General features: G+C 50.1%; 22 protein-coding genes. 14 read left to right on the top strand and 8 right to left on the bottom strand.

What is annotated here, in order from left to right; all coding sequences use genetic code 11:
• Positions 1–10: 10 nt before the first annotated feature.
• The 4 genes from hutU to hutC all read right to left on the bottom strand — a co-directional run bounded on the left by hutU (position 11) and on the right by hutC (position 4,918).
• Positions 11–1,699 carry a urocanate hydratase gene (gene hutU / locus BZG74_RS09660; protein ID WP_077772399.1) on the bottom strand — a complete coding sequence of 563 codons (1,689 nt, stop codon included), beginning with the start codon at positions 1,697–1,699 and terminating at the stop codon, positions 11–13.
• 2 nt (positions 1,700–1,701) lie between these two features.
• Positions 1,702–2,712 carry a formimidoylglutamase gene (hutG, locus tag BZG74_RS09655; protein WP_077772398.1) on the bottom strand — a complete coding sequence of 337 codons (1,011 nt, stop codon included), beginning with the start codon at positions 2,710–2,712 and terminating at the stop codon, positions 1,702–1,704.
• Positions 2,709–3,932 carry an imidazolonepropionase gene (gene hutI / locus BZG74_RS09650; RefSeq protein WP_077772397.1) on the bottom strand — a complete coding sequence of 408 codons (1,224 nt, stop codon included), beginning with the start codon at positions 3,930–3,932 and terminating at the stop codon, positions 2,709–2,711. Before hutI ends, hutG begins: the two co-directional genes overlap by 4 nt.
• A 281-nt stretch (positions 3,933–4,213) precedes the next feature.
• A complete protein-coding gene (hutC, locus tag BZG74_RS09645) occupies positions 4,214–4,918 on the bottom strand; it encodes a histidine utilization repressor (protein ID WP_077772396.1) in 705 nt (234 codons plus the stop codon).
• A 253-nt stretch (positions 4,919–5,171) separates the two neighbouring features.
• Here hutC and thrS point away from each other — a divergent pair, with 253 nt between their 5' ends.
• The 6 genes from thrS (at position 5,172) to BZG74_RS09615 (ending at position 9,589) form a co-directional block, all read left to right on the top strand.
• Positions 5,172–7,100: a threonine--tRNA ligase gene (gene thrS, locus BZG74_RS09640; protein ID WP_077648823.1), complete on the top strand. Its 1,929-nt coding sequence runs from the start codon at positions 5,172–5,174 to the stop codon at positions 7,098–7,100.
• Between the two features lie 3 nt (positions 7,101–7,103).
• Positions 7,104–7,649: a translation initiation factor IF-3 gene (infC, locus tag BZG74_RS09635; RefSeq protein WP_077459463.1), complete on the top strand. Its 546-nt coding sequence runs from the start codon at positions 7,104–7,106 to the stop codon at positions 7,647–7,649.
• 96 nt (positions 7,650–7,745) lie between these two features.
• Positions 7,746–7,940 (top strand): 50S ribosomal protein L35, encoded by a 195-nt coding sequence (gene rpmI / locus BZG74_RS09630; protein WP_025673304.1) that lies wholly within the window; start codon positions 7,746–7,748, stop codon positions 7,938–7,940.
• A 36-nt stretch (positions 7,941–7,976) separates the two neighbouring features.
• Entirely contained in the window at positions 7,977–8,330 is a 354-nt protein-coding gene (gene rplT / locus BZG74_RS09625) for a 50S ribosomal protein L20 (RefSeq protein WP_069587639.1), read from the top strand.
• A 168-nt stretch (positions 8,331–8,498) separates the two neighbouring features.
• Positions 8,499–8,786: a hypothetical protein gene (locus tag BZG74_RS09620; RefSeq protein ID WP_077772395.1), complete on the top strand. Its 288-nt coding sequence runs from the start codon at positions 8,499–8,501 to the stop codon at positions 8,784–8,786.
• The gene (locus tag BZG74_RS09615; protein ID WP_077772419.1) at positions 8,786–9,589 is read left to right on the top strand and encodes a PhzF family phenazine biosynthesis protein; all 804 of its coding nucleotides are present in this window, start codon (positions 8,786–8,788) and stop codon (positions 9,587–9,589) included. The genes BZG74_RS09620 and BZG74_RS09615 overlap by 1 nt, the downstream gene beginning before the upstream one ends.
• Before the next feature lie 63 nt (positions 9,590–9,652).
• On the opposite strand, the gene BZG74_RS09610 is transcribed toward BZG74_RS09615, so the two are convergent.
• From BZG74_RS09610 to BZG74_RS15915, 3 genes are all read right to left on the bottom strand, one after another.
• The gene (locus BZG74_RS09610; RefSeq protein ID WP_077772394.1) at positions 9,653–11,041 is read right to left on the bottom strand and encodes a peptide MFS transporter; all 1,389 of its coding nucleotides are present in this window, start codon (positions 11,039–11,041) and stop codon (positions 9,653–9,655) included.
• Between the two features lie 322 nt (positions 11,042–11,363).
• Positions 11,364–12,392, bottom strand: coding sequence for a lipoate--protein ligase (locus tag BZG74_RS09605; RefSeq protein WP_077772393.1), 1,029 nt, complete (start codon positions 12,390–12,392; stop codon positions 11,364–11,366).
• A gap of 126 nt (positions 12,393–12,518) precedes the next feature.
• Entirely contained in the window at positions 12,519–12,647 is a 129-nt protein-coding gene (locus tag BZG74_RS15915) for a hypothetical protein (RefSeq protein ID WP_268794293.1), read from the bottom strand.
• 184 nt (positions 12,648–12,831) lie between these two features.
• Between BZG74_RS15915 and pheS the strand changes: the two genes are divergently transcribed.
• The 6 genes from pheS (at position 12,832) to btuD (ending at position 19,966) form a co-directional block, all read left to right on the top strand.
• Positions 12,832–13,815, top strand: a complete 984-nt coding sequence (gene pheS / locus BZG74_RS09600) for a phenylalanine--tRNA ligase subunit alpha (RefSeq protein ID WP_077772392.1) — start codon at positions 12,832–12,834, stop codon at positions 13,813–13,815.
• 19 nt (positions 13,816–13,834) lie between these two features.
• On the top strand, positions 13,835–16,237 hold the full coding sequence (gene pheT / locus BZG74_RS09595; protein ID WP_077772391.1) for a phenylalanine--tRNA ligase subunit beta: 2,403 nt from the start codon (positions 13,835–13,837) through the stop codon (positions 16,235–16,237).
• 405 nt (positions 16,238–16,642) lie between these two features.
• On the top strand, positions 16,643–16,939 hold the full coding sequence (gene ihfA, locus BZG74_RS09590; RefSeq protein WP_077772390.1) for an integration host factor subunit alpha: 297 nt from the start codon (positions 16,643–16,645) through the stop codon (positions 16,937–16,939).
• Between the two features lie 170 nt (positions 16,940–17,109).
• Positions 17,110–18,150, top strand: coding sequence for a succinylglutamate desuccinylase (locus BZG74_RS09585; protein ID WP_077772389.1), 1,041 nt, complete (start codon positions 17,110–17,112; stop codon positions 18,148–18,150).
• A 62-nt stretch (positions 18,151–18,212) separates the two neighbouring features.
• Positions 18,213–19,196 carry a vitamin B12 ABC transporter permease BtuC gene (gene btuC, locus BZG74_RS09580; RefSeq protein WP_077772388.1) on the top strand — a complete coding sequence of 328 codons (984 nt, stop codon included), beginning with the start codon at positions 18,213–18,215 and terminating at the stop codon, positions 19,194–19,196.
• Complete coding sequence (btuD, locus tag BZG74_RS09575) at positions 19,193–19,966, top strand: vitamin B12 ABC transporter ATP-binding protein BtuD (protein ID WP_077772387.1); 774 nt, start codon at positions 19,193–19,195, stop codon at positions 19,964–19,966. Before btuC ends, btuD begins: the two co-directional genes overlap by 4 nt.
• Before the next feature lie 16 nt (positions 19,967–19,982).
• Here the strand turns inward: btuD and BZG74_RS09570 are convergent, their stop codons facing one another.
• Complete coding sequence (locus BZG74_RS09570) at positions 19,983–20,447, bottom strand: tellurite resistance TerB family protein (RefSeq protein ID WP_077772386.1); 465 nt, start codon at positions 20,445–20,447, stop codon at positions 19,983–19,985.
• Between the two features lie 281 nt (positions 20,448–20,728).
• On the opposite strand from BZG74_RS09570, the gene hrpA reads away from it, so the two are divergent.
• Entirely contained in the window at positions 20,729–24,565 is a 3,837-nt protein-coding gene (gene hrpA, locus BZG74_RS09565) for an ATP-dependent RNA helicase HrpA (RefSeq protein ID WP_235605737.1), read from the top strand.
• A gap of 181 nt (positions 24,566–24,746) precedes the next feature.
• Entirely contained in the window at positions 24,747–25,382 is a 636-nt protein-coding gene (locus BZG74_RS09560; protein WP_077772384.1) for a murein L,D-transpeptidase catalytic domain family protein, read from the top strand.
• Positions 25,383–25,431 lie beyond the last annotated feature (49 nt).

Genomic DNA, 25,431 nt, shown 5'->3' with positions numbered 1-25,431 from the left:
CTTGCTCTCCTTAGCGCAGCGGTTGGTTAGGTAAGTCCAACAGCGGCAGATCGAGTTGTTCTTCTTTGGCACAATCAATGGCAATGTCGTAGCCGGCATCGGCGTGGCGCATCACCCCTGTGGCAGGGTCGTTTCGTAGCACACGTGCCACACGCTGGTGGGCATCATCGGTGCCGTCACAGACAATCACCACGCCTGAGTGTTGCGAGAAGCCCATGCCAACACCGCCACCATGGTGTAATGATACCCAGGTGGCTCCTGATGCTGTGTTTAACATCGCGTTGAGTAATGGCCAATCAGACACCACGTCCGAGCCGTCAAGCATGCCCTCGGTTTCACGGTTCGGGCTCGCGACTGAGCCTGAGTCTAAGTGGTCACGGCCAATCACCACGGGCGCTTTGAGTTCGCCATTTTTCACCATTTCGTTAAAGGCAAGGGCCAAGCGGGCACGGTCTTTGACACCCACCCAACAAATACGAGCTGGTAAGCCTTGGAACTGAATGCGCTCTTTGGCCATATCCAGCCAGTTGTGCAGGTGTGGATCATCCGGGATCAGCTCTTTGACTTTTTGGTCGGTTTTATAGATATCTTCCGGATCGCCAGACAGAGCCGCCCAGCGGAACGGGCCAATTCCTTGGCAGAATAACGGACGAATGTAGGCAGGGACAAATCCTGGGAAATCAAAGGCATTGTCGACCCCTACTTCGAGGGCCATCTGGCGAATGTTGTTGCCGTAATCCAAGGTCGCTGCACCGCGCGTTTGCAAATCAAGCATTGCTTTTACTTGTACGGCCATTGATGCTTTCGCGGCTTTCACGACCTCTGCTTCGTTTTCTTTGCGCTGAGCGGCGGCTTGCTCCATGGTCCAGCCCTGTGGCAAGTAACCATTGAGAGGGTCGTGGGCTGAGGTTTGGTCGGTGACCACGTCCGGGGTGATATTGCGCTTCACCAGCTCTGGGAAAATATCAGCCGCATTGGCCAGTAACCCAATGGAAACGGGCTTACCAGACTGCTTGGCGTCTTCAATCATCCCAAGCGCTTCATCGAGTGACGTTGCTTTGCGATCGACATAGCCGGTGCGTAGGCGATAATCGATTCGGCTTTCATCACACTCAACCGCAATCATTGAAAAGCCAGCCATGGTGGCTGCTAGCGGCTGTGCGCCACCCATGCCACCCAGACCACCGGTCAAGATCCAACGCCCCTTGGCTTCACCATCGAAATGCTTCTTAGCAACGGCAACGAAGGTTTCGTAAGTGCCTTGAACAATGCCCTGCGAGCCGATATAAATCCAGCTCCCTGCGGTCATTTGGCCATACATCATCAAGCCTTGCTTATCCAGCTCATTGAAATGTTCCCAGTTGGCCCAATGCGGTACCAAGTTTGAGTTGGCAATAAGCACACGGGGCGCATCTTTGTGGGTCGGGAACACGCCAACAGGCTTACCTGACTGAACCAGCAAGGTTTGATCGTCATCGAGGCGTTTAAGTACTTCGACAATCTTGTCGAAACATTGCCAATTGCGAGCAGCACGTCCAATCCCACCGTAGACAACTAAGCCATTAGGGTGTTCGGCCACGTCGGGATGTAGGTTATTCATTAGCATGCGAAGGGGGGCTTCGGTCAGCCAGCTTTTAGTATTAAGCTCTGGCCCAGTTGGGGCTTTAACCGTGCGTGAATCAAAACGTGGATCCGTCATGGTTACTCTCCTTGTGAATCAATGTGGTGCGACGTAGCGTGTAGCATGGTCCAAGCCATGCGAGCCGCTAATCGACTGGTTTGCTGGTCGCGGTCGTAGTTGGGATTAACTTCAGTGATGTCGAACACGGGAACACGAACGCGTTGCCGGTCGGCTTCATCAAAAATAAACTGAATCAGTGGTTCAATGACCTGCACTGGGACACCGATTGTCGCTGGTGCGCTCACACCCGGCGCGACACTGGCGGGAAAAACATCCATATCAAGCGTCAGGTATAAGTAATCACATCCTTGGATAAATTTGCTCAGTTTCGCCTGCAGCGCGGGGATAGCCGCCACATGCATCTCAGTATCTTCTTCTACCCAGCATCCAAGTTGCTCGGCTTTATCAAATAGCGCCTGGGTGTTGCTGGTTCGGCTTACGCCTAAGCAGGCATAATGAAATGGCCAGCCTTTTTGCTGACAAAGCTGGGCGATTTGCGCGAAGGGTGTGCCTGAGCTGCCGGCTTTGCTGAGCCCTTGGGGTGTGCGCAAGTCAAAGTGCGCATCAAAATTAATGATACCGATCTTGGGTGTCTGCAAGGGTGAAGCATGGCGTGACAGGTAGCCAGCTAAGCCTTGAAAGCTGGCCCACGCGGTTTCATGTCCGCCCCCCAGCACCAGAACATTATGCTGTGATAGTGTTTGGTGAATGTGTTGACTTAGCTCTTGTTGTGCTAGGACAAGGTCGGTGTCATCACAGGCGATATTGCCACCATCATAGAGGGCAGGGGCGTTGTGCCAGGCAAAGTTCGCCAATGCATGCCGAATAGTATCCGGTGCCAGGGCCGCGCCTTGACGACCTTTGTTTCGAGCGACGCCTTCATCGCAAGCAAAACCGTAGATCACCACACCGCCTTGTTCACACGAAGGGGTGTACGAGGTCACCATTTGGTGCAAGCGTAGTCCGCGCTCGCCGTCCTCTGGGTCAACGCGCCCTTGCCAAAGCGTCATATCAGTCGGTAAGTGTTTCATCCGCGGATCCCCTGGTTGTCGTACCATGTTCCGCCAACGATGCGTCCGGCGAGTGGCGCAGTGCCTACCATGTAACTAAGCTCAGCTGGGGACTGGCAATGCCAAACAGCCAAATCCGCATCAAATCCGACAGCGATTTGGCCTTTGCTCTCTAGCCCCATGGCTTGTGCAGCATGGCGGGTGACACCATAGAGGTTCTCTTTAGGCGTCAATCTAAAAAAGGTCGAGGCCATGTTCATCATCAGGGTTAACGAGGCAAAGGGTGACGTTCCTGGGTTAAAGTCCGTCGCGAGTGCCATGGGTACTTGGTCGTCACGCAATGCTTGAATCGGAGGGTGTTGAGTTTCACGCAGAAAGTAAAACGCGCCAGGGAGCAAGGTCGCAACCGTGCCGAACTCAGCCAATAGCTGAGCGTCGGCTTCTGATAGGTATTCAATATGATCCACCGACAAGGCGCCTGCTTTTGCGGCTGCCACACTGCCACCGAGATCGCTTAGCTGTTCGGTGTGAGCTTTAATCTTTAATCCATGCGCATTAGCTGCGGCATAGACTTTTTCTGCTTGGTCGACACTAAAGGCTATTTTCTCACAAAAAACGTCTACCGCATCGGCCAGTTGTTGTTCTGCCGCGGCAGGGATTAGCGTATGACAAACAAAGTCAATGTAATGATCAGCATCATGTTGATATTCAGGTGGCAGTGCATGTGCGGCTAACAAGGTGGTGGAGACGTTAACCGGCAAGTGCTGCTCAATGGCGCGTGCGACGCGCAGCATTTTTAGCTCGTCCTCAAAGGTGAGGCCATAGCCTGATTTTATTTCGATGGTTGTTACACCATCTCGCATGAGTGCGTCAGCGCGGGGCAGCGCGAGTCTAAGTAGCTCGTCCTCGCTGGCTGTGCGAGTGGCGTTGACGGTGGACAAGATCCCACCGCCTTGCTCAGCGATGGTTTGGTAAGGCACCCCGTTAAGGCGCTGCTCAAATTCACTGGCACGATTGCCGGCAAATACCAAGTGTGTGTGACTATCGATAAGCCCTGGTGTCACTAGGGCACCATTTAACGACTGCTTAGGCCAATCAAGCTGCTTGGCTTGCTCCCCTAGCGCAACGATTTTTCCGTTCTCGACGGCGATCGCAGAGCCAGGCTGGCATTGATAGCCTGACGCTTCACTCATCGTGCTCGCCATACTGATGACGTTTGCCTCGGTAAAGACCTTTTTCATGGTGAATACCTTGCTATTCCATAAATGTCTATACAAATGTATAGACAAATAAGAGAGCAAACACAAGAGAAAGTGTAAAGGTTTTGTGATCAACTCGATCGTTTTTCGGCGAGAAGAGAGAGGTTTAACGTAGAAGGGGAGGACGAGCCTTAATCATAAAGGCCCACTTTAAAGTCTGAAACCCGTTCATCATAGCGACCGGATTGACGCAATTGTTGTAAACCTTGATTTAGCGCTGAGAGGTATTCATCCAACAAGCATCGCCTAACGAGAGCGCTAGGCTATCTGTCTGTGCGTGACGTGAGTTTATAACGTGAACCAGGGTGGTAGAGTAATGCGGCACTGACTAATGTTTGCTGACTCCAGGTGCGGCGGTGAAGTAAAAGGCAGGGCTCATCAGACTTCATCGTCAATGCTTCTTTGACTACCGCTGATGGATTAATCGCTTCGACACTGTGTTCAATGGTGTTAACCGGGCACACTGAGGACAGGTACTCATTGGGGGTGGTCTGGTTGAAGTCTTGCTCGAGATAGGCAGGCGCAAGCGCCGGGTTCACCCAGCGCTGCTCGAGCTGCAGGGGGATACCGTCACCGTAATGGACAATTTCGCTGTAATAGACGTCGGTGCCTAACATCACACCCAAGCGCATTGCCACATCAACGGGCGCAGAGAGGCGTTTCAATGCATGGATGACGCTGTGATAGTGCTGACCGCGTGCAGTGACTTCATCGGCAATATTGCGAATATCCATCAACGGTGATTCCGCTTTGGGTTCAGTGACAAAGGTGCCTAGCCGCGGCGTGCGTTCGAGTAGCCCATCAGTCACCAAGTCACGAACCGCCTTATTGACCGTCATCCGGCTAACGTTAAATAGATCGCACAGCTCGTATTCGGTGGGGATACGCGTACCGACCGGCCAAACCCGTGTCTCAATTTTTTCTTCAATGTAGGCTTTGATTTGTTGATAACGAGGCGCGTTGGCCATACGGTTTCCTTGTCAAAATTGTGTATACAAATCAGGATTGATGAAGTCTGGCGTAAAATCAAGTGAATGATAGAAAACTTGATTGTTTATCACGCTGATTCTCGCGCAGAAATTATTGTTGGGATGACTTGCATCACAAATGCGGGATCTTCATAATCGTCATTCTACTCGCACTGTGCGGTTACTTACTAATCGCCAAAATACACTTCATGTGCCACTTGGTGTGTGGCACCACTGAGAAGGATTGTTATCAATGCCTCTAATTACTCTCCCTGACGGCAGTCAGCGTTCTTTTGACCACCCTGTTTCAACGTATGATGTTGCCAATGATATTGGCCCAGGCCTTGCCAAAGCTTGCATTGCCGGTCGGGTAAACGGTGAGCGTGTTGACGCGTGTGATCTTATCGAGCAAGACGCGCAACTGGAAATCATCACTGCGAAAGACGAAGACGGGTTAGAAATCATTCGCCACTCATGTGCGCATCTTTTAGGTCATGCGATTAAGCAGCTTTTCCCTGACACTAAGATGGCGATTGGCCCAACCATCGACAACGGTTTCTACTACGACATAGACATGGATCGCTCGCTCACCCAGGACGATCTGGATGCGATTGAAAAGCGCATGAAAGAGTTGGCGAAAACCAAATATCAAGTGGTTAAGAAAAACGTCAGCTGGCAAGAGGCACGCGACACGTTTGAAGCGCGTGGTGAATCATACAAGATGGAAATCTTGGATGAGAATGTATCACGTGACGACCGTCCGGGCTTGTACCACCACGAAGAATACGTTGATATGTGTCGTGGCCCACACGTGCCCAATATGAGCTTTTGTCAGAACTTCAAAGTCCTGAATGTGGCTGGCGCGTACTGGCGTGGTAATAGTGACAACAAAATGCTACAGCGTATCTACGGCACAGCATTTGCGGATAAAAAACAGCTCAAAGCACACCTAGTGCGTCTCGAAGAAGCCGCGAAGCGTGATCATCGTAAGCTGGGTAAGCAGCTTGATCTGTACCATATGCAGCAAGAAGCGCCTGGGATGGTATTTTGGCACCATAACGGTTGGACCATTTTCCGTGAACTTGAGCAGTTTATCCGCGACAAGCTGACTGAGTATGATTATCAGGAGGTGAAAGGGCCGCTTATCATGGACCGCGTGCTTTGGGAACGCTCGGGCCACTGGGATAAGTATGCGGACTACATGTTCACCACCAATTCAGAGAACCGTGAATACGCCCTTAAGCCGATGAACTGTCCTGGGCATGTGCAGATCTTTAACCAAGGCCTTAAGTCGTACCGTGACCTACCGTTGCGTATGGCGGAATTTGGTAGCTGTCACCGTAATGAACCCTCAGGTGCATTGCATGGTTTGATGCGTGTTCGTGGCTTTACCCAAGACGATGCACACATTTTCTGTACTCCAGAACAGGTGCAGCAGGAAGTCAGTGCGTGTATCGAGATGGTCTATGAGACATATCAGACCTTTGGCTTTAACAACATTGAAGTCAAGCTCTCTACCCGTCCAGAAACACGTGTCGGCTCTGACGAAATGTGGGATAAAGCCGAGCAAGCCTTGAATGAAGCCCTAACGGCAATGGATATTCCATTTGAAATTCAAGAGGGTGAAGGTGCATTCTACGGACCTAAGATTGAGTTTACGCTACATGATTGTCTCGATCGTGCGTGGCAGTGTGGTACAGTACAACTTGATTTCGCGTTGCCTGAGCGCTTGAGCGCAACGTACGTAGGGGAAGACAACGAACGCCATACGCCGGTGATGATTCACCGCGCTATTCTGGGCTCGTTGGAACGTTTCATCGGGATTCTTATCGAAGAATACGCGGGACACTTCCCTGCGTGGTTATCACCACAACAAGCGGTTGTGATGAATATCACCGATAAACAAGCAGATTACGCGCAAGAGATTGCGAAAAAACTGCAAAAAGCTGGATTTAGAGCCTCTGCGGACTTGAGAAACGAGAAGATTGGCTTTAAAATCCGCGAACACACTTTGAAGCGTGTTCCGTATATGTTGGTTTGTGGTGACCAGGAAATGGAAGCTGGCGAAGTCGCTATACGGACCCGTAAAGGTAAAGATTTGGGTAAAATTAAGATTGATGACTTCTTAGCGCAGTTGCAGCAAGAAGTGCAAGATCGAACACTCAATATTGTGGAGGAATAAGGTATTAAAGGCGCAAGAAAAGCCCCGGCAAAGAAGAACGCTCATCGTCTAAACAACGAAATTCGTGGTGTTAAGGAAGTCCGTCTGACTGACGCCGACGGTGAACAAGTGGGTATTGTCCCATTTGATGAAGCACTCGCCAAAGCAGAAGAGGCGACTCTTGACTTGGTAGAGATCAGTCCGAACGCTGAGCCGCCGGTTTGTCGTATCATGGATTACGGCAAATTCCTTTACGAGAAGAGTAAAGCTGCGAAAGAGCAGAAGAAAAAACAAAAGACTATTCAGGTTAAGGAAGTTAAATTCCGTCCTGGCACAGATGTAGGCGACTATCAGGTAAAACTACGCAACCTGGTTCGCTTCATTGAAGAGGGCAACAAGGTCAAGGTCACTATCCGATTCCGCGGTCGCGAAATGGCGCACCAAAGCATCGGTGTTGATGTGCTGAACCGCTTGAAAGAAGATACTGCTGAAATTGCTTCAGTAGAAAGCTTCCCTTCACGCATCGAAGGCCGTCAGATGATCATGGTTCTGGCCCCAAAGAAGAAGTAATTCTGGCTTCCAAGTAACATGCGGCTGCGCCCGTTGGGTGCAGCCGCTTTGTTCGCCAAATTGCTATGTTATTAACACAATGCGGAGTTATTCATCATGTCTAAGATGAAATCCAACAAAGGTGCTGCTAAGCGTTTCAAGAAAACAGCTGGTGGCTTCAAGTACAAGCGTGCAACCAAGCGTCATATCCTGACTAAACGTACTACTAAGAACAAGCGTCAGCTTCGACCAAATGCGGTTCTTCCTGCGTGCGAAAACGCGCAAGTAGCTCGCATGCTGCCATACGCATAAGTTTTTAGTTTTATTATTTAGTTTAGGAGAGAGACAATGGCTCGCGTAAAACGTGGTGTACAAGCTCGTGCACGTCACAAGAGTGTAATGAAGCAAGCGAAAGGCTACTATGGTGCGCGTTCACGCGTATACCGCGTAGCTTTTCAGGCGGTAACGAAAGCTGGTCAATATGCTTACCGTGACCGTCGCCAGAAGAAACGCCAATTCCGTCAACTGTGGATCGCACGTATCAACGCTGCGGCTCGCCAAAACGGTATGTCATACAGCCGTCTGATTAACGGTCTTAAAAAGGCATCCATCGAAATCGATCGTAAGATCCTTGCCGATATCGCGGTATATGACAAAGCAGCATTCTCTGTGCTGGTAGAAAAAGCGAAAGCTTCACTGTAATTTTTTACAGTAAAGAATTGCTGAGAAAGGAGAGCTTCGGCTCTCCTTTTTTGTTATCCCAGCATGTCTATATAATCGCACTTTATGCGTATAAAAATGTGCGCTAGTACTTCCTTCCTGTTCCTATCATCATGATATAGTGCTTCAAAATGAAATTAAGGGCACACAATGAACCAATACGTCTTTTTTTGTCAGCCTAACAACTGTGACCAGTTTACTTACTTGATCAAGGAATCCCCCAGCTATCTTGCTGAAAAAGAAGCATTGTTAGAGCAGGGATTGATCATCGAAGGAGATGTGATTGTTGCTGATTGTGCAGAGACTGCGATTGAAAAATTCCGTCAGATTAATCTCAATGCAATCGAGGATTACATTCAACACGATCCTACCGTTGGCTTTACGAGCTTTATGGTGGAAATGTACCGTTCACTGCGTCGTCGGCTTGGAGCAAAATGATGATTGTCGATATCTATCAGGTTGATGCCTTTAGCGCGTCATTGTTTCAGGGAAATCCGGCAGGGGTGTGCATTTCGGCGTCCATGTTGGATGAAGCAACCATGTTGGCTATTGCCGAGGAAATGGCGGTCTCTGAAACGGCATTTCTGGCCTTAGATACCATGTCCTTACGCTGGTTTACACCGACAGTAGAAGTCGCACTCTGCGGTCATGGCACACTCGCCACAGCACATGTTTTGGCTGAGCGTGGTGATGTCAAAATGGGTGACAATGTCACTTTTTATACGCAGTCTGGACCTCTTGAGGTGACGGTAAAACGCGAGGGGATAGCGATGGCATTTCCTGTTCCTGAGCTTGCAGAAGTAACGCCAAACCCATCGCGGCTAGAAGCTTTAGGTCTACATGGCTCTGTTATCCGCGCGAGTTACTGTTTTGGCGAAAAAGAGTTATTGGTGGTTGATTCTGAAGACGATGTAAAAGCGCTGTCTCCTGATTTTGTGGCGCTAAATACGTCGCCCGGACGTGGCGTGGTGGTGACTGCGGCAAGCTCTGATAATACGGTCGATATTGTCTCTCGCTACTTCGCCCCTTGGGTGGGGGTAAATGAAGACCCAATGACAGGATCCGCGCATTGCGCGCTGGCAGTGTATTGGTCACAAGCGTTGAGTAAAAGGCAGCTTATCGGTTATCAAGCGTCCGCGCGCGGTGGGCAGATCAAGATGACGCTTACCAACGATCATGTGTTGCTACAAGGCCAAGCAGTGACTGTATTCAGCGGAAAGCTGGATTTAAGCAAGACTTGATAAAAGTCAGCGCAACCAAAAAAGAGGCCAAACGGCCTCTTTTTCATTGTTGAAGTGGGGGGATTACGCCACTTGTACTTGCTGTTGTTCGATTTCTTCACTTGGTGTGGCACCAGACTCAGCGCCGTGCATCCAACGAATCAGCGTGCCGGATAGTGCCAACAAAATCACACCTGAAACTGCGGCTGTCGCTGCAATACCACCGAAGATGGCCAAAGCGCCATAATCACCTACATGCGAGCCAATGATACCCGCCACATAGTTGGCAATCGCGTTAAAGCCGAACCAGGCCCCCATCATCAGTGAGGCCAAGCGTAGCGGCGCGAGCTTAGTAACCAAGGATAAACCGATAGGTGAGAGGCAAAGTTCGCCTAGTGTGTGGAAGAAGAACGCGCCCACCAACCAAAACATCGACGTTTTCACTGTGGTATCGCCACCTTGCTCTAACACTGCGCCAATCATGCACACAAACCCCAGTGCCAACATAAATAAAGCCATCGCGAATTTCACGGGCGAGCTTGGCTCTTTAGGTCCCAAACGAACCCATAATGAGGCTGCAATAGGGGCACAAACAATGATGAAAAAAGGGTTAAGTGATTGGAACCAAGCTGCTGGTATCTCAAACCCGCCAACCATACGATCCGTATACTCTTGAGTATAAATATTCATCAAGCCACCAGCTTGTTCAAAGCCGGCCCAGAAAATAATCACGAATAAACCCATCAATAAGATGACTTTAAGGCGATCGATTTCTTGCTTAGTCAGTGGGGCATTGGTCTTGGAATGATTGGCGTCTCGCGCTTGCTGTGCGGCTGGGACTCGGCCTATTTCACCTAACCAAGAATTGGCCATGGTTAGCTGGATCACGAGGCTAATCACCATCCCCACACCGGCGGCAAAGAAGCCATATTGCCAGCCGTAAGCGCTGGTCACAGAGCCAGAGACGAAGCCTGCTAACAATGAGCCAATGTTTATGCCCATATAAAAAATGGTAAACGCACCATCACGACGATGATCGCCTTCATCATAAAGGTCACCAACCATCGTCGAAATGTTGGGTTTTAGCAGGCCACAACCCGTGATGAGCAACGCGAGGCCGGCGTATAACGTATTAACAATGTCTAAACCGTATTGTTGAGCAGGGAAAGCTAAGGTGAATTGTCCAATTGCCATCAGTGCACCACCGACAACGACAGCGCGACGTTGGCCAATAAAGTTATCGGCAATCCAGCCACCAATCAGTGGCGTGATATAGACGAGGCCAGTGTAGTAGCCATAAAGTTCGAGTGCGTCTTTGGTTGACCAGCCTAAACCACCGTTGATGGTTTGATCGGTCAAATAAAGGACGAGGATGGCACGCATGGCGTAGTAGGAAAAGCGCTCCCATAGTTCCGTGCCGAAGAGTAAAAACAGTCCCCGAGGGTGACCAAGTATTGTTTTTTGGTTTTCCATAACTATCTAATTATTCGTTGAATGATTGTTGGGTCTGCATGGGATTAGCCGGGTGCAGGATGTTGGCGTTAACGCCTTTGTAAAATGGCCTCCTGTATTTTGTAACAAAATATGTAAAACTAGCGTAATGGTTTTTTACCAAAATTAAAAACTATTATTCAAGTCAAATTAACGTGGATAATAATAGTTAGTCTATTATGTGTGGGATATATAACCAGGCAGTGCCTGTCACCTATAGTGACGTGACAGGCGTTTGCGTCTTTGCGTGGGATCAAAGGAGAGGGGATTATGTGATAGAGGTCACTCTAGCCGTGTTCAGCGATCAGGCGATGGCTTGACGTAACCACAGGGCAATATCTTCGTACATAACTTGATGACTTTGGTCTGCATCAGCCCAGCTCATCACAAAGTGGTAAAGTTTTTCAGGGTGGTAGGCTTGTCCGACCAATTGATTGGCCAGGGTTTCTAGCGGTCCTGGCGTTAAACTATCAGTGAATAACTGGCAATCGATGATTTCTCCATGTTTCACATCCAAGTGCAGCTCAACGCCGCCCCACTCAAAACGCTCATCAAAGGTATGCATGAACTGCGGGCTGTTACCGAAATTCCACGCCCAACTGCACTGTTTTTCATAAATCGCGTCAAACCCCTCGACATCGGGCTTAGCGTCGGGAGAAATATACTCAATCTCAGTGGTATGACCGTAATGGCGGAAAAAGGCAGACTTAATCGCTTCACAGACGCGTTGGTGATCAATGTCCGGGACAAAGTCAGCAATATTGGCCACGCGGGCTCGGACAGATGAAATCCCCTTGGCTTGTAGCTTTTTAGGGTCAGGGTTGAGGTAGTCACCCAGTCGCGACAAGTTGGCATTAATCAAGAGCGTACCATGGTGAAAGCCGCGATCTTTAGCTTCTTTGTAGGCAGAGCCCGATACTTTTCTCGGGCCGTCGGGCGTATCCATAGTGAGATCATTTCGGCCACTGGCTGAGGCACTGATCCCGAGCGTTTTCAGGGCATCGAGTACAATTTGCGTTGATACTGACTTATCATAACCCGGCTTACCTGCCATAAAGGTAAAATTGGTGTTGCCCAAATCATGAAACACTGCGCCCCCGCCGCTTTGCCTTCTCGCTAACACCACAGCATCTTGTTCCATTTTGCGCGTATTACACTCGCGCCATGGGTTCTGGCCGCGTCCAATGACTACCGTATTGTCATTACGCCAGAGGAACAGGACGTTCTGCTGTGCCGACATGGTACGAAATATGGTGTCTTCCACAGCGAGATTGAACCAAGGGTGGGTGGACGTCGAAACAAACACACGTAAAGGACGACTGGTGTCATGCATACTGGCTCCAAGTATTCGGTAAACAAGTGATTGAGGAAACGCGCGCGCTGACCAACTGGGTTGTTGTCACACAAGCTTGTTCGGCAATATAGACGCTAGAATATCAAACAATGCTTAGCGAGTGATTTAATCAGCGCCAATATGCTCGATTTTTACCGGATTGACGCCCTGAATGACCAATCTACCACCAAAATGACGCCACTCGAGACCGGATGACAAGGAAAAATAGCGTAAATGCTGTTTAGCGTTTGGCATTAGTCGTGGCATTAATTAGTATGTAAGGTCAATTTATTACCTGTTCTCTCAGTCAATTGGCATTGAGGCGTATTATTGAGACGACTCTGTCAGTTTGCTCAGACAATGGGTGAAATCATGATGTCAGCAGGTATTGTCACGCACCTACCTGATTTGGACTGCCCAACGGGTCGACGAGGAAACAATGCAACAATTAGAAGAAATTCTTGCGAATGCAACCAGTGCGGTGACCAGTGCCGCTTCTGTGGCTGCATTGGATGAAGTCCGGGTTAAATTCCTAGGAAAGAAAGGCGAGCTAACCGCGCAACTACAAGCGTTGGGCAAACTGCCACCGGAAGAGCGCCGTGAAGCGGGTCAAACAATTAACCAAGCCAAGCAAACCGTACAACAAGCGATTGCTGAGCGTAAACAGGCACTAGAGCGGGCGGAGCTTGAAGCGAAGCTAGCAGCTGAAACCATTGATGTGAGCCTACCGGGCCGTCGCATCGAAAATGGTGGCTTGCATCCAGTGACCCGCACCATTGAGCGTATTGAGCAATTTTTCGGTGAGTTGGGTTTCTCTGTTGCTTCCGGACCAGAAGTTGAAGACGGCTTTCACAACTTTGATGCATTGAACATTGCGCCTGATCACCCAGCGCGAACCGACCATGATACCTTCTTCTTCAACCCTGATTTGATGCTGCGTACTCATACATCAGGTGTGCAAATCCGTACCATGGAAGCGGGCAAACCACCGTTCCGGATTATCGCGCCAGGCCGCGTTTACCGAAATGATTACGACCAAACGCACACCCCGATGTTCCATCAAGTCGAAGGACTGTTGGTTGATAAAGACATCACCTTTGCTGATCTCAAAGGGATCCTCAACGACTTTTTACGTAACTTCTTCGAGGAAGACCTTGAAGTGCGTTTCCGTCCCTCCTACTTCCCATTCACTGAGCCCTCTGCTGAAGTTGATGTTCGCCGAAAAGGCGGGAAATGGCTGGAGATCTTAGGCTGCGGCATGGTTCACCCGAATGTACTACGTGCGGTGAATATCGATCCAGAGGAATATCAAGGCTTTGCCTTTGGTATTGGCGTAGAGCGCCTGACCATGTTGCGTTATGGCGTGAATGATCTTCGTGCGTTCTTTGAGAACGATCTGCGCTTTTTGAAACAATTTAAGTAATCAGTGGGGCAAGATAATAATGAAATTCAGTGAATCTTGGTTGAGAGAGTGGGTAAACCCAGCAAACGACACCGACGCGCTTGCCCATCAGATCACCATGGCCGGCCTTGAAGTCGATGAAATTGCACCCGTTGCTGGCGACTTTAGCGGTGTAGTTGTGGGTGAAGTGGTTGAGTGTGGCCAACACCCAGATGCAGACAAACTGCGTGTTACCAAAATCAATGTTGGCGAAGGTGAATTGCTTGATATCGTTTGTGGCGCGCCTAACTGTCGTCAAGGTCTGAAAGTCGCGGTTGCAATGGTTGGTGCGGTACTACCAGGTGACTTCAAAATTAAAAAAGCGAAGCTACGTGGTCAACCGTCGTTCGGTATGTTGTGCTCCTATACCGAGCTAGGTATTGATGTTGAATCAGACGGTATCATTGAACTGCCTATCGACGCGCCAATTGGTACAGATATCCGTGATTACCTCGCGCTAAACGATGTAACCATCGATGTTGACTTAACGCCTAACCGTGCTGATTGCTTGAGCCTACGTGGCTTGGCGCGTGAAGTCGGCGTATTGAACCGCGCTGATGTCACCGAGCCGACCATCACACCGGTCGCTGCCAGCATTGAAGACACGGTATCTGTGCGTATTGATGCGCCACAAGCGTGCCCACGTTACTTGGGTCGTGTGGTAAAAAATGTGGATCTCAGTGCCCAGACCCCTCTATGGATGCAAGAAAAGCTGCGCCGCAGTGGCATTCGCGCTATCGATCCTGTGGTAGATGTCACTAACTATGTGATGCTCGAGCAAGGTCAGCCGATGCATGCCTTTGATCTTAGCAAGATTGAGGGAGGCATTGTGGTACGTATGGCAGAAGAGGGGGAAACCCTCACATTGCTCGATGGCAACGAAGCAACGCTTAACGCACAAACCTTGGTGATTGCCGATGAGAACAAAGCCTTAGCGATGGCCGGGATCTTTGGCGGGCAAGACTCTGGCGTCACCACTGACACGCAAAATATCTTACTCGAGTCGGCGTTTTTTGCCCCTGACGTGATCCGCGGCCGCGCACGTAGCTACGGCTTGCACACAGATTCCTCCCACCGTTTTGAACGAGGTGTCGATCCGGCGTTACAAGCGGCGGCAATGGAACGGGCCACTGAACTGCTATTAGCGATTTGTGGTGGTGAAGCGGGAGAGATTATTACCGCTGAGTCAGCAGAAACACTACCGACTCGTGACACTGTCACGCTGCGTCGTGAGAAGTTAGATGGTCTATTGGGTCATTCTATCGATAACAGCGATGTGGAGGCGATCCTATCTCGCCTAGGTTGTGCGGTAACAGAAACGGAGAAGGGCTGGCAGGCGACAGCACCTAGCTGGCGTTTTGACATCGCTATTGAGCAAGACTTGATTGAGGAAGTCGGTCGTATCTACGGTTACGACAACATTCCAACTCGTGCCCCGAAGGCGGCACTGACCATGCGCGAATATAAAGAAGCGGCAATGCCACTTAAACGTGTTCGAGATCTGCTGGTTGACCGCGGCTTCCACGAGGCGATTACCTACAGCTTTGTTGAACCAAAGCAGCAAGCGCTGATTGTTCCCGATGTTGAGCCGCTGATCCTGCCAAGCCCAATTTCTGCGGATATGTCCGCAATGCGCCTGAGCTTGCTTCCTGGGCTTTTAAACACGGTTGCCTATAACCAAAAGCGTCAGCAGCCTCGTGTGCGACTGTTTGAATTTGGTTTACGCTTTACTCCGGAAGGTGAGGTTGGTGGCGCCGTTCGTCAATCGAGCATTCGCCAAGAGAGCATGCTTGCGGGGGTGATTGCAGGTCCTGGTAGTGAAGAGCATTGGGATCTGGCGAGCGCAACTGTTGACTTTTTTGACTTGAAAGGCGATCTAGAAGCGATACTAGAACTCACCGGCAAGTTGAAAGACTTCCGCTTCGTGTCAGCGTCTCATCCTGCCATGCACCCAGGTCAAACTGCCGCGATCGAATTTGACGGCAACGTTGTGGGTCACATTGGTACCTTGCACCCTGAGCTTGAGCGCGAGTTTGGCTTAAATGGCCGAACGGTGGTATTTGAGCTGGAGTGGCAAGCCATTGACGAACGCTTTATTCCCGAAGCGGCAGGGCTCTCGAAATTCCCTGCCAACCGCCGTGATATTGCGGTGATTGCTGATCAATCGCTTGCTTCTGGCGATGTGGTGGATGCCTGCTTGCAAACCGGCAATCCATTGATTAAAGATGCACAGCTTTTCGATCTTTACACCGGCAAAGGTGTGGAAGAGGGCAAGAAGAGCCTAGCGATCGCACTGACCTTGCAATCTGATGCGCGTACATTGGAAGAGGCCGATATCAGTGATGCCGTGTCTGGTGTTGTCAGCCATTTATCAGAGAAATTAGGCGTTACTTTGCGTGACTAACCTAAACCCCACAAAAAAAGCAGCGGAAACGCTGCTTTTTTTATGCCTAAATGACCTAACATCTATCCATTTGAAAAACTAAATAAATTCACTATATTTGATTAATAACTGTTCAGATTTTGATAAAAAAGCCTAATATCCATTACCTTGGTAGCTCCATGTAGAGGTGGGCAGGAAAGAAGCCGGTAACATATTGGTTTGAAAGGTCAATTTTTTGGACATTGTTCGAGCTTTTTTTAAGTAAAAAAGTTGGCGCAAATCAGCCAGTTGGCATACACTTGTTTTTAGCTGGTCCTCAAATATCCCTAAAATACAAGGGCTAAAGACGTGTGGACCACGTGTAGAATGGTGGTGTCGATACTGCGGTATTGCATATGTGTTCAACAATTCTTGAGGGAAAAACCTATGGCGCTCACTAAGGCCGATTTGGCTGAGAACCTGTTTGAGAATATCGGGATTAGCAAACGGGACGCCAAGGAGACAGTCGAGGCGTTTTTCGAAGAAGTTCGAAAAGCACTCGAGAGTGGCGAACAGGTCAAGTTATCAGGGTTTGGTAACTTCGATTTGCGAGACAAGAATGAACGTCCCGGTCGAAACCCGAAAACAGGGGAAGATATTCCAATCACCGCGCGACGCGTTGTGACGTTTCGACCTGGTCAAAAACTCAAAGCGCGAGTTGAAAACGCAGACGTTGAAAAATAACGCTGCGACCCCCCGACAGTGGTGACGACACCACAGTAGAAAGCCGTGTGCCGATGCGCCACGGCTTTTTAATTTGTCTATACATGATCACATTGTGAGTGGAAAATCCTGGGTTTATTGGTTATCTCGCTGTAACGTTTTGTTGTCTAGTTGTAATAAAAGGAAGCATTATGCTGACAGCACGCCCAGGTGCCTTTATTGATGCCGCATTGACTGCGCCTCACGCTTTTACCCCAGACTCATGGCGAGTGGGCTCGCTCACCTTCAATCACAGAGTCCCCGGTATTATTTCGATACAGCCCGACGTCGCCAAGGTTTCGCGTTGCGTCGTATTGTCATCAGGCATTCATGGTGACGAAACCGCGCCCATCGAGCTTATTGATCAGCTACTCGCCGATATCTTGTCAGAGCAATTTATCCCCAATGTGCCGCTATTACTGATTATTGGTCATGCCGAAGCGATTAAAGCGCACACTCGCTTTATTGAAGATAACCTTAATCGTCTATTTGGTGGCTGGAATGAAGAAAAGAATGAAGAGCACTATCTTGCTAACCAATTGCAAACAGCCGTGAGCGACTTCTTTGCCGCCCAGCCAGACGACATGACTCGTTGGCACCTCGACTTACACAGTGCCATTCGTGAGTCCTACCATTATATGTTTGGCGTGATCCCAACCACGCCGACCGAGAAAGATGTACGCCCATTGGCCGCATTACTCAATGACGCTAAAATGGATGCCACTGTCCTGTCTCAATCACCATCACCAACCTTTAGCTGGTATAGCGCCAATCATCATGATGCACTGGCTGCCACCTTAGAAATGGGCCGTGTGGCGCCTCTTTTTGAAAATGAAATGCGGGAGTACGAGCCGCTTGATCGCACCCTACGAGGCTTGCTAAAAGCCGCCACCTTGCCGACTGAATTGTCGCCAATGCGCTTTTACCGCGTGACCCGAACCTTGACCAAGCACACAGAACAATTCGCGCTAACCTTCCCTTCATCGGCTAAAAATTTCACGCCATTCGAAAAGGGCGCATTACTGGCGACCGACAACGGACAAGAAATCTATGCCGAGCGTGAGAGGGAAGTCGTGATCTTTCCCAATGCCAATGTCCATGTTGGTCATCGGGCTGGGTTACTCGCCACACCCTTTGAGCCCAATGCCAATCAACCGCTCTATGTGCATGTACCGCAAAAAGCAACGGTATAGCGCTTTTCAAGCCCGCTGTCAGTCGGTAAAGTGCGTCACAATATTGGTTTAATGGACAACGCATGCGAGTGTCAGAATTAACCGCCCGCCAACAAGGCCGTTGGCGGCGCGCGTTGCTTACTTTTTCAACTTTATTGCTACTGGTAAGCGGGTTTGCCCTTAGTGTGGGTGAGTTGTGGATTAACCCGTTCGCCCCAGACTCTTCGCTTGAACAGCAGTTGCTGATACAACTTCGCCTTCCTCGCGTACTCGCCAGTGTAATGATTGGCGCGTCATTGGCGATGGCCGGGGCAAGCTTACAAGTGCTGCTAGGTAACCCATTAGCCGAGCCCGGGGTGTTGGGGATATCCGGTGGCGCAAGCATCGCGGTGGTATTGCTGTTGTTACTTGCACCGGCTTGGGCCTCAAGTGGTAGCATGGCTGTCGCTGCCATGTTAGGAGCCAGTTTATTTACCTTGATCTTGGTGCTTTTAGCGCGTCGCGCCCTCGCTACCTCGCGTATTTTACTGGTTGGTGTCGCACTCAGTATTTTGGCAGGGGCAGGGGTCACCCTGGCGTTTTACTTTAGTACCGACTTTAATTTGCGCCAATTGATGGTTTGGCTAATGGGCTCGTTGTCTGGCATGCGGTTACAGCACGTTGGGCTGCTGGCGTTAACCCTACCTTGTCTTGCCATCTTGTGGCGGTATGGGCATAAGCTTGATCAGCTCATGCTGGGAGAGGCTCAAGCACAGCAGTTGGGGTTGGATACTCACCGATTGCGTTGGCAACTGATTGTGCTGATCAGTGTTTTGGTCGGATTATCCGTTGCTGTGTCTGGCGTGATTGGCTTTATTGGCTTAATTGTTCCCCACTATTTACGTTTGTGGCTCGGCAGCCGTAATCGGATGCTCCTGCCCATGTCCGCGCTGGCGGGGGCATTACTCTTGGTGAGCGCCGATACCATTGGTCGGTTACTTATCGCTTCTGCGGAGCTCCCCGTCGGGGTAGTCACTAGCGTGCTTGGTGCGCCGCTGTTTATTTGGATGTTGGTACGAGCCGGATGATTCTTCACGCCAAAGATTTAACTTTACCACCACGGCTACTGCCTACTTCTTTGACTGCAGAGGCTGGTCAAGTAGTGCACCTTATTGGCCCGAATGGCAGTGGAAAGAGTACTCTTCTGCAGCTTTTATCTGGGTTAGAGCAGCCCAACTCAGGCGATGTTTGGTTGCAAGGGCAGCTTGTCGCTGGCCAAACGCGATATGACTTGGCGCAGTCACGCGGTTATTTGATGCAACATCAGCGACCTGCGTTTGTCATGGCTGTGTTTGAATACCTAAACCTGGTGCTCGATAGCTTACAGTTAACCGCTGGCGCCACGCGCGATAAAGCAGTGGCTGAAGTGGTCTCTCGATTAGCCATTGGCGACAAGCTCCACCGAAGAATAGACAGTTTATCAGGCGGCGAGTGGCAACGTGTTCGTTTAGCAGGCGCTTTTTTGCAAGTCTCTAAAGCATTAAATCCGCACGCGTGTCTGCTGTTGCTTGATGAGCCGTCAACCGGCTTAGACGTGGCGCAACAGGAAGTGGTTTATCAGCAAATTAGCGCCCTAGCCCGAGAGCAGGGGATTGCGGTGGTCATGGCTAACCATGACCTAAACCGCACCCTTGAGCATGCGGATACTGTGGTTGTGCTTAAACAAGGTGGGGTTGTATCAAAAGGTGCACCAAAAAAGGTGCTAACAGATGTGCTGCTCTCACATGTGTATGACACGCCACTCGAGCAAGTCTCTACCGCCAATGGCCCAGTGATCATGCGCGCGTCCTCGGCATGACTTCCAACGTTTTGACCTAGCTTTCGCTGTCATCGCTTTCAATCACATTAAGCTTGGCACGAATAAACTCGGCATGATCGACATAAAGCAGCTCGGCGGTTTTACGGATCACCGCTTCTTCGAGCGGGTCGATATTTTCATCGGCATACGCTACCGACCACATGGCTTCAATCAGTTCAATCCGTGCTTGTGGGTCTAAATCACGCAGCTTGTCCGTGTATTCATAAAGTGACGTCGCTTGTTTACTGTGAGCTTGTGCCTCTGCCAACAGTGTATCTGCGTGCGGTGGCTCGAGACTCAGCAATTGGCAAATGCGATCGCGCTTGGTCACAAACTCCCGCTCATCAATGTCGTGATCGGCCATCGCCACCTCACTCAATAAGCCTGCCATCGCTTGATGCAGCGACAGCCCAGCGTCACTGTGTTGCGTCGCGTCAGCGGCGAGGGCGGATTCGAGTTTTCTAAAAAGCTGTTTTAGCATGGCTGCTCTCCCAAACTGCGGGGTTTATTGGCTGTCGTTAAGCGTTTATACGCGACGAACGGCCAACGCGTTTACTTTATCGCCGCCACGTTGGTGGTGAGCGCGTGGCTGGCGCGGCTTTGATTCTTTTTACTTTGTGATAGGATGCGACACCAATCAACCTTATTTATCGGCTGTGACACTGATAAACGCCTTAAAAGATTAAGCAGTAAGCAGGAATCGCCTTGAGTTCACGTCATCACAACACGCCAGAGACACTGTTTGCAGCGCTAAACGATTGTATGCTGCAAGACCGTTTTCGTTTTAAAAAGCGCATCCATGGCGCGCAAAAAATCAAAAAAGACGACGCCAAACAGGCGGTGTACGATCAAATTGCCGCTGAAATGGCGCAGAGTATGCAGCGTTTGTTATCGCGACAAGCCAGTACGCCAACCGTTCGCTATCCAGAAGAACTGCCAGTTAGTCAGAAGAAAGATGACATTGCCGAGGCAATTGCGAACAACCAAGTCGTGATCATTGCGGGTGAAACCGGCTCAGGTAAAACCACTCAGCTGCCCAAAATCTGTATGGAGCTTGGGCTAGGCGTCGCCGGTACGATTGGTCACACTCAGCCACGTCGCTTGGCTGCGCGCTCGGTCGCCTCACGGATTGCCGAAGAGCTTGACGTCGAGTTAGGCAGCAGCGTGGGCTATAAAGTGCGCTTCAACGACAAAGTCTCAGAGGCGACGCAAGTCAAACTGATGACGGACGGGATCTTGCTGGCCGAAATCCAGCACGATCGGTATCTGAATCAGTACGATTGCATCATTATCGATGAAGCCCACGAGCGCAGTCTAAATATCGACTTTATTCTCGGCTATTTGCGCGAGTTGTTGCCCAAGCGTCCTGATCTCAAAGTCATCATTACCTCGGCGACCATCGATCCTGAGCGCTTTTCCAAGCACTTCAATAATGCGCCTATGATAGAGGTGTCTGGCCGTACTTATCCGGTGGAAGTGCGCTACCGTCCATTGGTGGAAGAGGACGATAGCGATCGTGACCAGCTGGAAGCGATCAGCGATGCGGTCGATGAGCTGTGCCTTGAAGGGCCGGGGGATATCCTAATCTTTATGAACGGTGAGCGTGAAATTCGCGACACCGCCGATTACCTTCAGCGTCGTCAACTGCGCGACACCGAAATTTTACCCTTATACGCGCGGCTTTCTGCAGGCGAGCAAAATCGTGTATTCCAATCTCACTCGGGACGCCGGATTGTACTGGCCACCAATGTCGCCGAGACCTCGCTAACCGTTCCGGGTATTAAGTATGTGATTGACCCTGGTACGGCGCGGATTTCTCGCTATAGCTACCGGACCAAGGTGCAGCGACTGCCAATTGAGCCGATTTCACAGGCCAGTGCTAATCAGCGTAAAGGACGCTGTGGCCGTGTGTCGGAAGGCATTTGTGTGCGCCTGTATAGCGAAGAGGACTTTTTAGGCCGTCCTGAATTTACCGACCCAGAAATTCTGCGGACTAATCTGGCCTCAGTGATCCTGCAAATGACGGCATTAGGGCTCGGTGATATTCAAGCCTTTCCGTTCGTTCAGCCGCCTGATAGCCGTCACATCAAAGATGGTGTCCGTTTGCTCGAAGAGCTGGGGGCGATCAAGCCCGGCCAAGCCACTGATAAACGTAAGCTGACCGCGATGGGTAAAACCTTGGCCAAACTGCCGATTGACCCGCGTTTGGCACGCATGGTGATTGAGGCGCCCAAGCATGGTGCATTAAATGAGGTGATGGTGATTGCCGCGGCCTTAGCTATCCAAGATCCGCGTGAGCGTCCGGCTGATAAGCAGCAACAAGCTGATGAAAAGCATCGTCGTTTTGCCGATAAAGAATCGGACTTTTTAGCCTATGTAAACCTTTGGGATTACGTCAAAGAGCAGCAAAAAGCGCTATCGAATAACCAGTTCCGTAAACAGTGCAAAAAAGAGTATCTCAATTATTTGCGGGTGCGAGAGTGGCAAGACGTTCACTATCAAATCACCCAAGTGATGAAAGAGCAGAATGCGCAATTCAATCAAGAGCCTGCCAGTTATCAGGCGATTCACATGGCTCTGCTCGCTGGGCTATTAAGTCACATTGGCCTGAAAGACCAAGAAAAGAATGAATACCAAGGCGCACGAAATACACGGTTCCATATTTTCCCGGGATCTGGTCTTTTCAAAAAGCAGCCTAAATGGGTGATGGTTGCCGAACTGGTTGAAACCTCGAAACTCTGGGGACGAATTGTCGCGCGAATCCAACCTGAATGGGTGGAGCCACTGGCGCAGCATTTGATTAAGCGCAGCTACAGTGAGCCACATTGGTCACGCAAGCAAGCGGCTGTCATGGCCAGTGAGAAGGTCACGCTATACGGGATCCCGATTGTCGCGAGCCGTAAAGTCAATTATGGCGCCATCGATCCGGTGCTTAGCCGTGAGCTGTTTATCCGTTCGGCATTGGTTGAGGGGGATTGGCAAACCAAGCATGCCTTTTTCCGCCAAAACCAAAAGCTGTTGGCGGAAGTGGAGGAGCTTGAGCTCAAATCTCGCCGGCGCGATATTTTGGCAGACGACGATACCTTGTTCGACTTTTACGATCAGCGCCTCGATCACAGTGTGGTCAGTGGGCGTCACTTCGATACCTGGTGGAAAAAGGCACGTCAAGACAATCCCGACCTGCTCAACTTTGAAAAAGCCATGCTATTGCAAGGGGACGCCAGCCATGTCACAGAACTGGATTACCCTAACTTTTGGTATCAAGGCAACTTGAAACTCAAGCTGAGCTACCAATTCGAACCGGGCCAAGACCATGATGGGGTAACGGTGCACATCCCACTGCCGATCCTTAATCAGGTGTCAGAAGAAGGCTTTGATTGGCACGTCCCCGGGCTACGTCACGAGCTAATTGTCGCGCTGATTAAATCTTTGCCTAAACCATTACGTCGTAACTTTGTTCCGGCACCAAACTATGCCGATGCAATTTTACAGCGGGTGACGCCGATGGAGGCGCCCTTGCTCGATAGCATGGAGAAAGCCCTAAAGCAGATGTCCGGTGTCACCATTGAGCGCGACAGCTGGAACTTCAGTCAGCTCCCCGAGCATTTGCGTATCCAGTTCCGTGTAGTCGACGATAAGAATCGGACATTGGCCGAAAGCGAAGACTTAAATGCGCTTAAAGTCTCTCTGAAAGACAAAGTACAAGCGACCTTATCGGATGTGGCAGATGATGACATTGAGCAGCAAGGGCTCACCCAATGGAGCTTTGGGGCATTGCCTCAGCGTTATCAGCAGAAAAAGCATGGCTTTGAAGTCAAAGCCTATCCTGCCTTAGTGGATGAAAAAGACAGTGTTGCCATTCGTCTTTTCGAAACGGAACACCAGCAACAGAAAGCCATGCAAGCGGGGCAGCGTCGATTGGTCTTGCTCAATGTGCCATCGCCAATTAAATATCTGCATGCGCATTTGCCTAATAAGTCGAAACTTGGTCTGTATTTTAACCCTTATGGCCGTGTTTTGGATTTGATAGATGACTGCATCGCCTGTGGCGTGGATAAGCTCATTGAACAACACGGCGGATTAACGTGGGAAGCGCAGGCATTCGAAGCCCTTAAAGAGACGGTGCGTGCTGAGCTAGGCGATACCGTGGTGGACATTGCTCAACAGGTCGAGCAAATACTGACCTATGCCTTTACCATCAACAAAAAGCTGAAAGGCAAAGTGGATCTTTCCATGGCTTTTGCGATGTCGGATATCAAAGCCCAACTAGAAGGGCTTATCTACAAAGGCTTTGCTACCGAATCAGGCTGGCAACGCTTACCCGATATTCTGCGCTATTTGAAAGCGATCGAGCGTCGATTGGAAAAGCTCCCCGTGGATCCTACCCGCGATCGCAATCACATGCTCAAAATTGAATCCGTGATGAATGAGTACAAGGCGTTGCTGAACAAGCTGCCTAAAGGCAAGCCTGTGCCTGATGAGGTGAAAGCGATTCGTTGGATGATTGAAGAGCTACGCGTGAGCTACTTTGCGCAACAACTCGGCACGCCTTACCCCGTCTCGGATAAGCGGATCAAAAACGCCATTGCGGCGGTTTAAATGCGGCAAGCTTATGCCGCTACGGATTAGATGAAGACGGGCAAAGCGTCGACGTGAAATAATTTATATAAATATCAATAGATAATCAAAACCGTGTCACATGGCACGGTTTTTGTTTTTGTCAATACGAACAACAAACAGCTCGGTGGTTCGTGTTGCCGTGGCAAGAAAGGAGCAAAAAATGAAACAAGCAGGTGTGTCCCCTTGGTATCGGGTAGTTTTGTATGTATTGGCGCTAAGCATGCCAACCTCGGTTTGGGCGAGCTTTAAAGATGAGGTCAGTGGATTATATCAATCACTCAATCTCGCTGGGGAAGTGTCGTACCAAGCCTTTTCTGATGCGTATCGCCATTTTAAACACAACCCAAGTAGCAAGCCGGTGATGACACTGATTGATTACGGAAAACCGTCGTCAGAAAAGCGGTTTTGGGTGATCAACGTGAAAAAACGCCAAGTGCAATTTCGCTCTTATGTCTCTCATGGCAAAAATAGCGGCGCTTTATATGCAAAGCAGTTTTCTAACAGAATCAACTCGCTAAAAACATCATTGGGGGTCTATCGCGCGGCTGAAACCTACCATGGCAAACATGGCTATTCATTACGCCTCGATGGTTTGTCAAAGGGGTTAAATGACAATGCACGTGAAAGAGCGATTGTTATTCACGGTGCCGATTATGCCCATCCGAACGTGATCAAACAAAGTGGCCAACTCGGTCGAAGTTGGGGCTGCCCAGCGTTACCTAGCTATTTATCGGCCCGCGTGATTGATGCGATAAAAAACGGTACTTTTATCTATGCGTTTGCCAGCCAAGCTTGATGATCAAAGGTGTCATAGCGGACGGGCTTTCACGAGTCATTTCACGGTG

The organism is Salinivibrio sharmensis, assembly GCF_001995985.1.
Taxonomy (GTDB): Bacteria; Pseudomonadota; Gammaproteobacteria; order Enterobacterales; family Vibrionaceae; genus Salinivibrio; species Salinivibrio sharmensis.
This window is presented reverse-complemented; position numbering and strand designations above follow the sequence as displayed.

What these genes read in the sequence shown, in the direction of transcription:
- BZG74_RS09585 (WP_077772389.1), top strand. Translation starts at nt 17,110, where the DNA reads ATGCTGACAGCACGCCCAGGTGCCTTTATTGATGCCGCATTGACTGCG.
- BZG74_RS15915 (WP_268794293.1), bottom strand. Translation starts at nt 12,647, where the DNA reads ATGCCAAACGCTAAACAGCATTTACGCTATTTTTCCTTGTCATCCGGT.
- btuD (WP_077772387.1), top strand. Translation starts at nt 19,193, where the DNA reads ATGATTCTTCACGCCAAAGATTTAACTTTACCACCACGGCTACTGCCT.
- hutC (WP_077772396.1), bottom strand. Translation starts at nt 4,918, where the DNA reads ATGGCCAACGCGCCTCGTTATCAACAAATCAAAGCCTACATTGAAGAA.
- BZG74_RS09615 (WP_077772419.1), top strand. Translation starts at nt 8,786, where the DNA reads ATGATTGTCGATATCTATCAGGTTGATGCCTTTAGCGCGTCATTGTTT.
- btuC (WP_077772388.1), top strand. Translation starts at nt 18,213, where the DNA reads ATGCGAGTGTCAGAATTAACCGCCCGCCAACAAGGCCGTTGGCGGCGC.
- pheS (WP_077772392.1), top strand. Translation starts at nt 12,832, where the DNA reads ATGCAACAATTAGAAGAAATTCTTGCGAATGCAACCAGTGCGGTGACC.
- rpmI (WP_025673304.1), top strand. Translation starts at nt 7,746, where the DNA reads ATGTCTAAGATGAAATCCAACAAAGGTGCTGCTAAGCGTTTCAAGAAA.
- thrS (WP_077648823.1), top strand. Translation starts at nt 5,172, where the DNA reads ATGCCTCTAATTACTCTCCCTGACGGCAGTCAGCGTTCTTTTGACCAC.
- hrpA (WP_235605737.1), top strand. Translation starts at nt 20,729, where the DNA reads ATGCTGCAAGACCGTTTTCGTTTTAAAAAGCGCATCCATGGCGCGCAA.
- rplT (WP_069587639.1), top strand. Translation starts at nt 7,977, where the DNA reads ATGGCTCGCGTAAAACGTGGTGTACAAGCTCGTGCACGTCACAAGAGT.
- BZG74_RS09560 (WP_077772384.1), top strand. Translation starts at nt 24,747, where the DNA reads ATGAAACAAGCAGGTGTGTCCCCTTGGTATCGGGTAGTTTTGTATGTA.
- hutI (WP_077772397.1), bottom strand. Translation starts at nt 3,932, where the DNA reads ATGAAAAAGGTCTTTACCGAGGCAAACGTCATCAGTATGGCGAGCACG.
- pheT (WP_077772391.1), top strand. Translation starts at nt 13,835, where the DNA reads ATGAAATTCAGTGAATCTTGGTTGAGAGAGTGGGTAAACCCAGCAAAC.
- BZG74_RS09605 (WP_077772393.1), bottom strand. Translation starts at nt 12,392, where the DNA reads ATGCATGACACCAGTCGTCCTTTACGTGTGTTTGTTTCGACGTCCACC.
- ihfA (WP_077772390.1), top strand. Translation starts at nt 16,643, where the DNA reads ATGGCGCTCACTAAGGCCGATTTGGCTGAGAACCTGTTTGAGAATATC.
- BZG74_RS09610 (WP_077772394.1), bottom strand. Translation starts at nt 11,041, where the DNA reads ATGGAAAACCAAAAAACAATACTTGGTCACCCTCGGGGACTGTTTTTA.
- BZG74_RS09620 (WP_077772395.1), top strand. Translation starts at nt 8,499, where the DNA reads ATGAACCAATACGTCTTTTTTTGTCAGCCTAACAACTGTGACCAGTTT.
- BZG74_RS09570 (WP_077772386.1), bottom strand. Translation starts at nt 20,447, where the DNA reads ATGCTAAAACAGCTTTTTAGAAAACTCGAATCCGCCCTCGCCGCTGAC.
- hutU (WP_077772399.1), bottom strand. Translation starts at nt 1,699, where the DNA reads ATGACGGATCCACGTTTTGATTCACGCACGGTTAAAGCCCCAACTGGG.
- hutG (WP_077772398.1), bottom strand. Translation starts at nt 2,712, where the DNA reads ATGAAACACTTACCGACTGATATGACGCTTTGGCAAGGGCGCGTTGAC.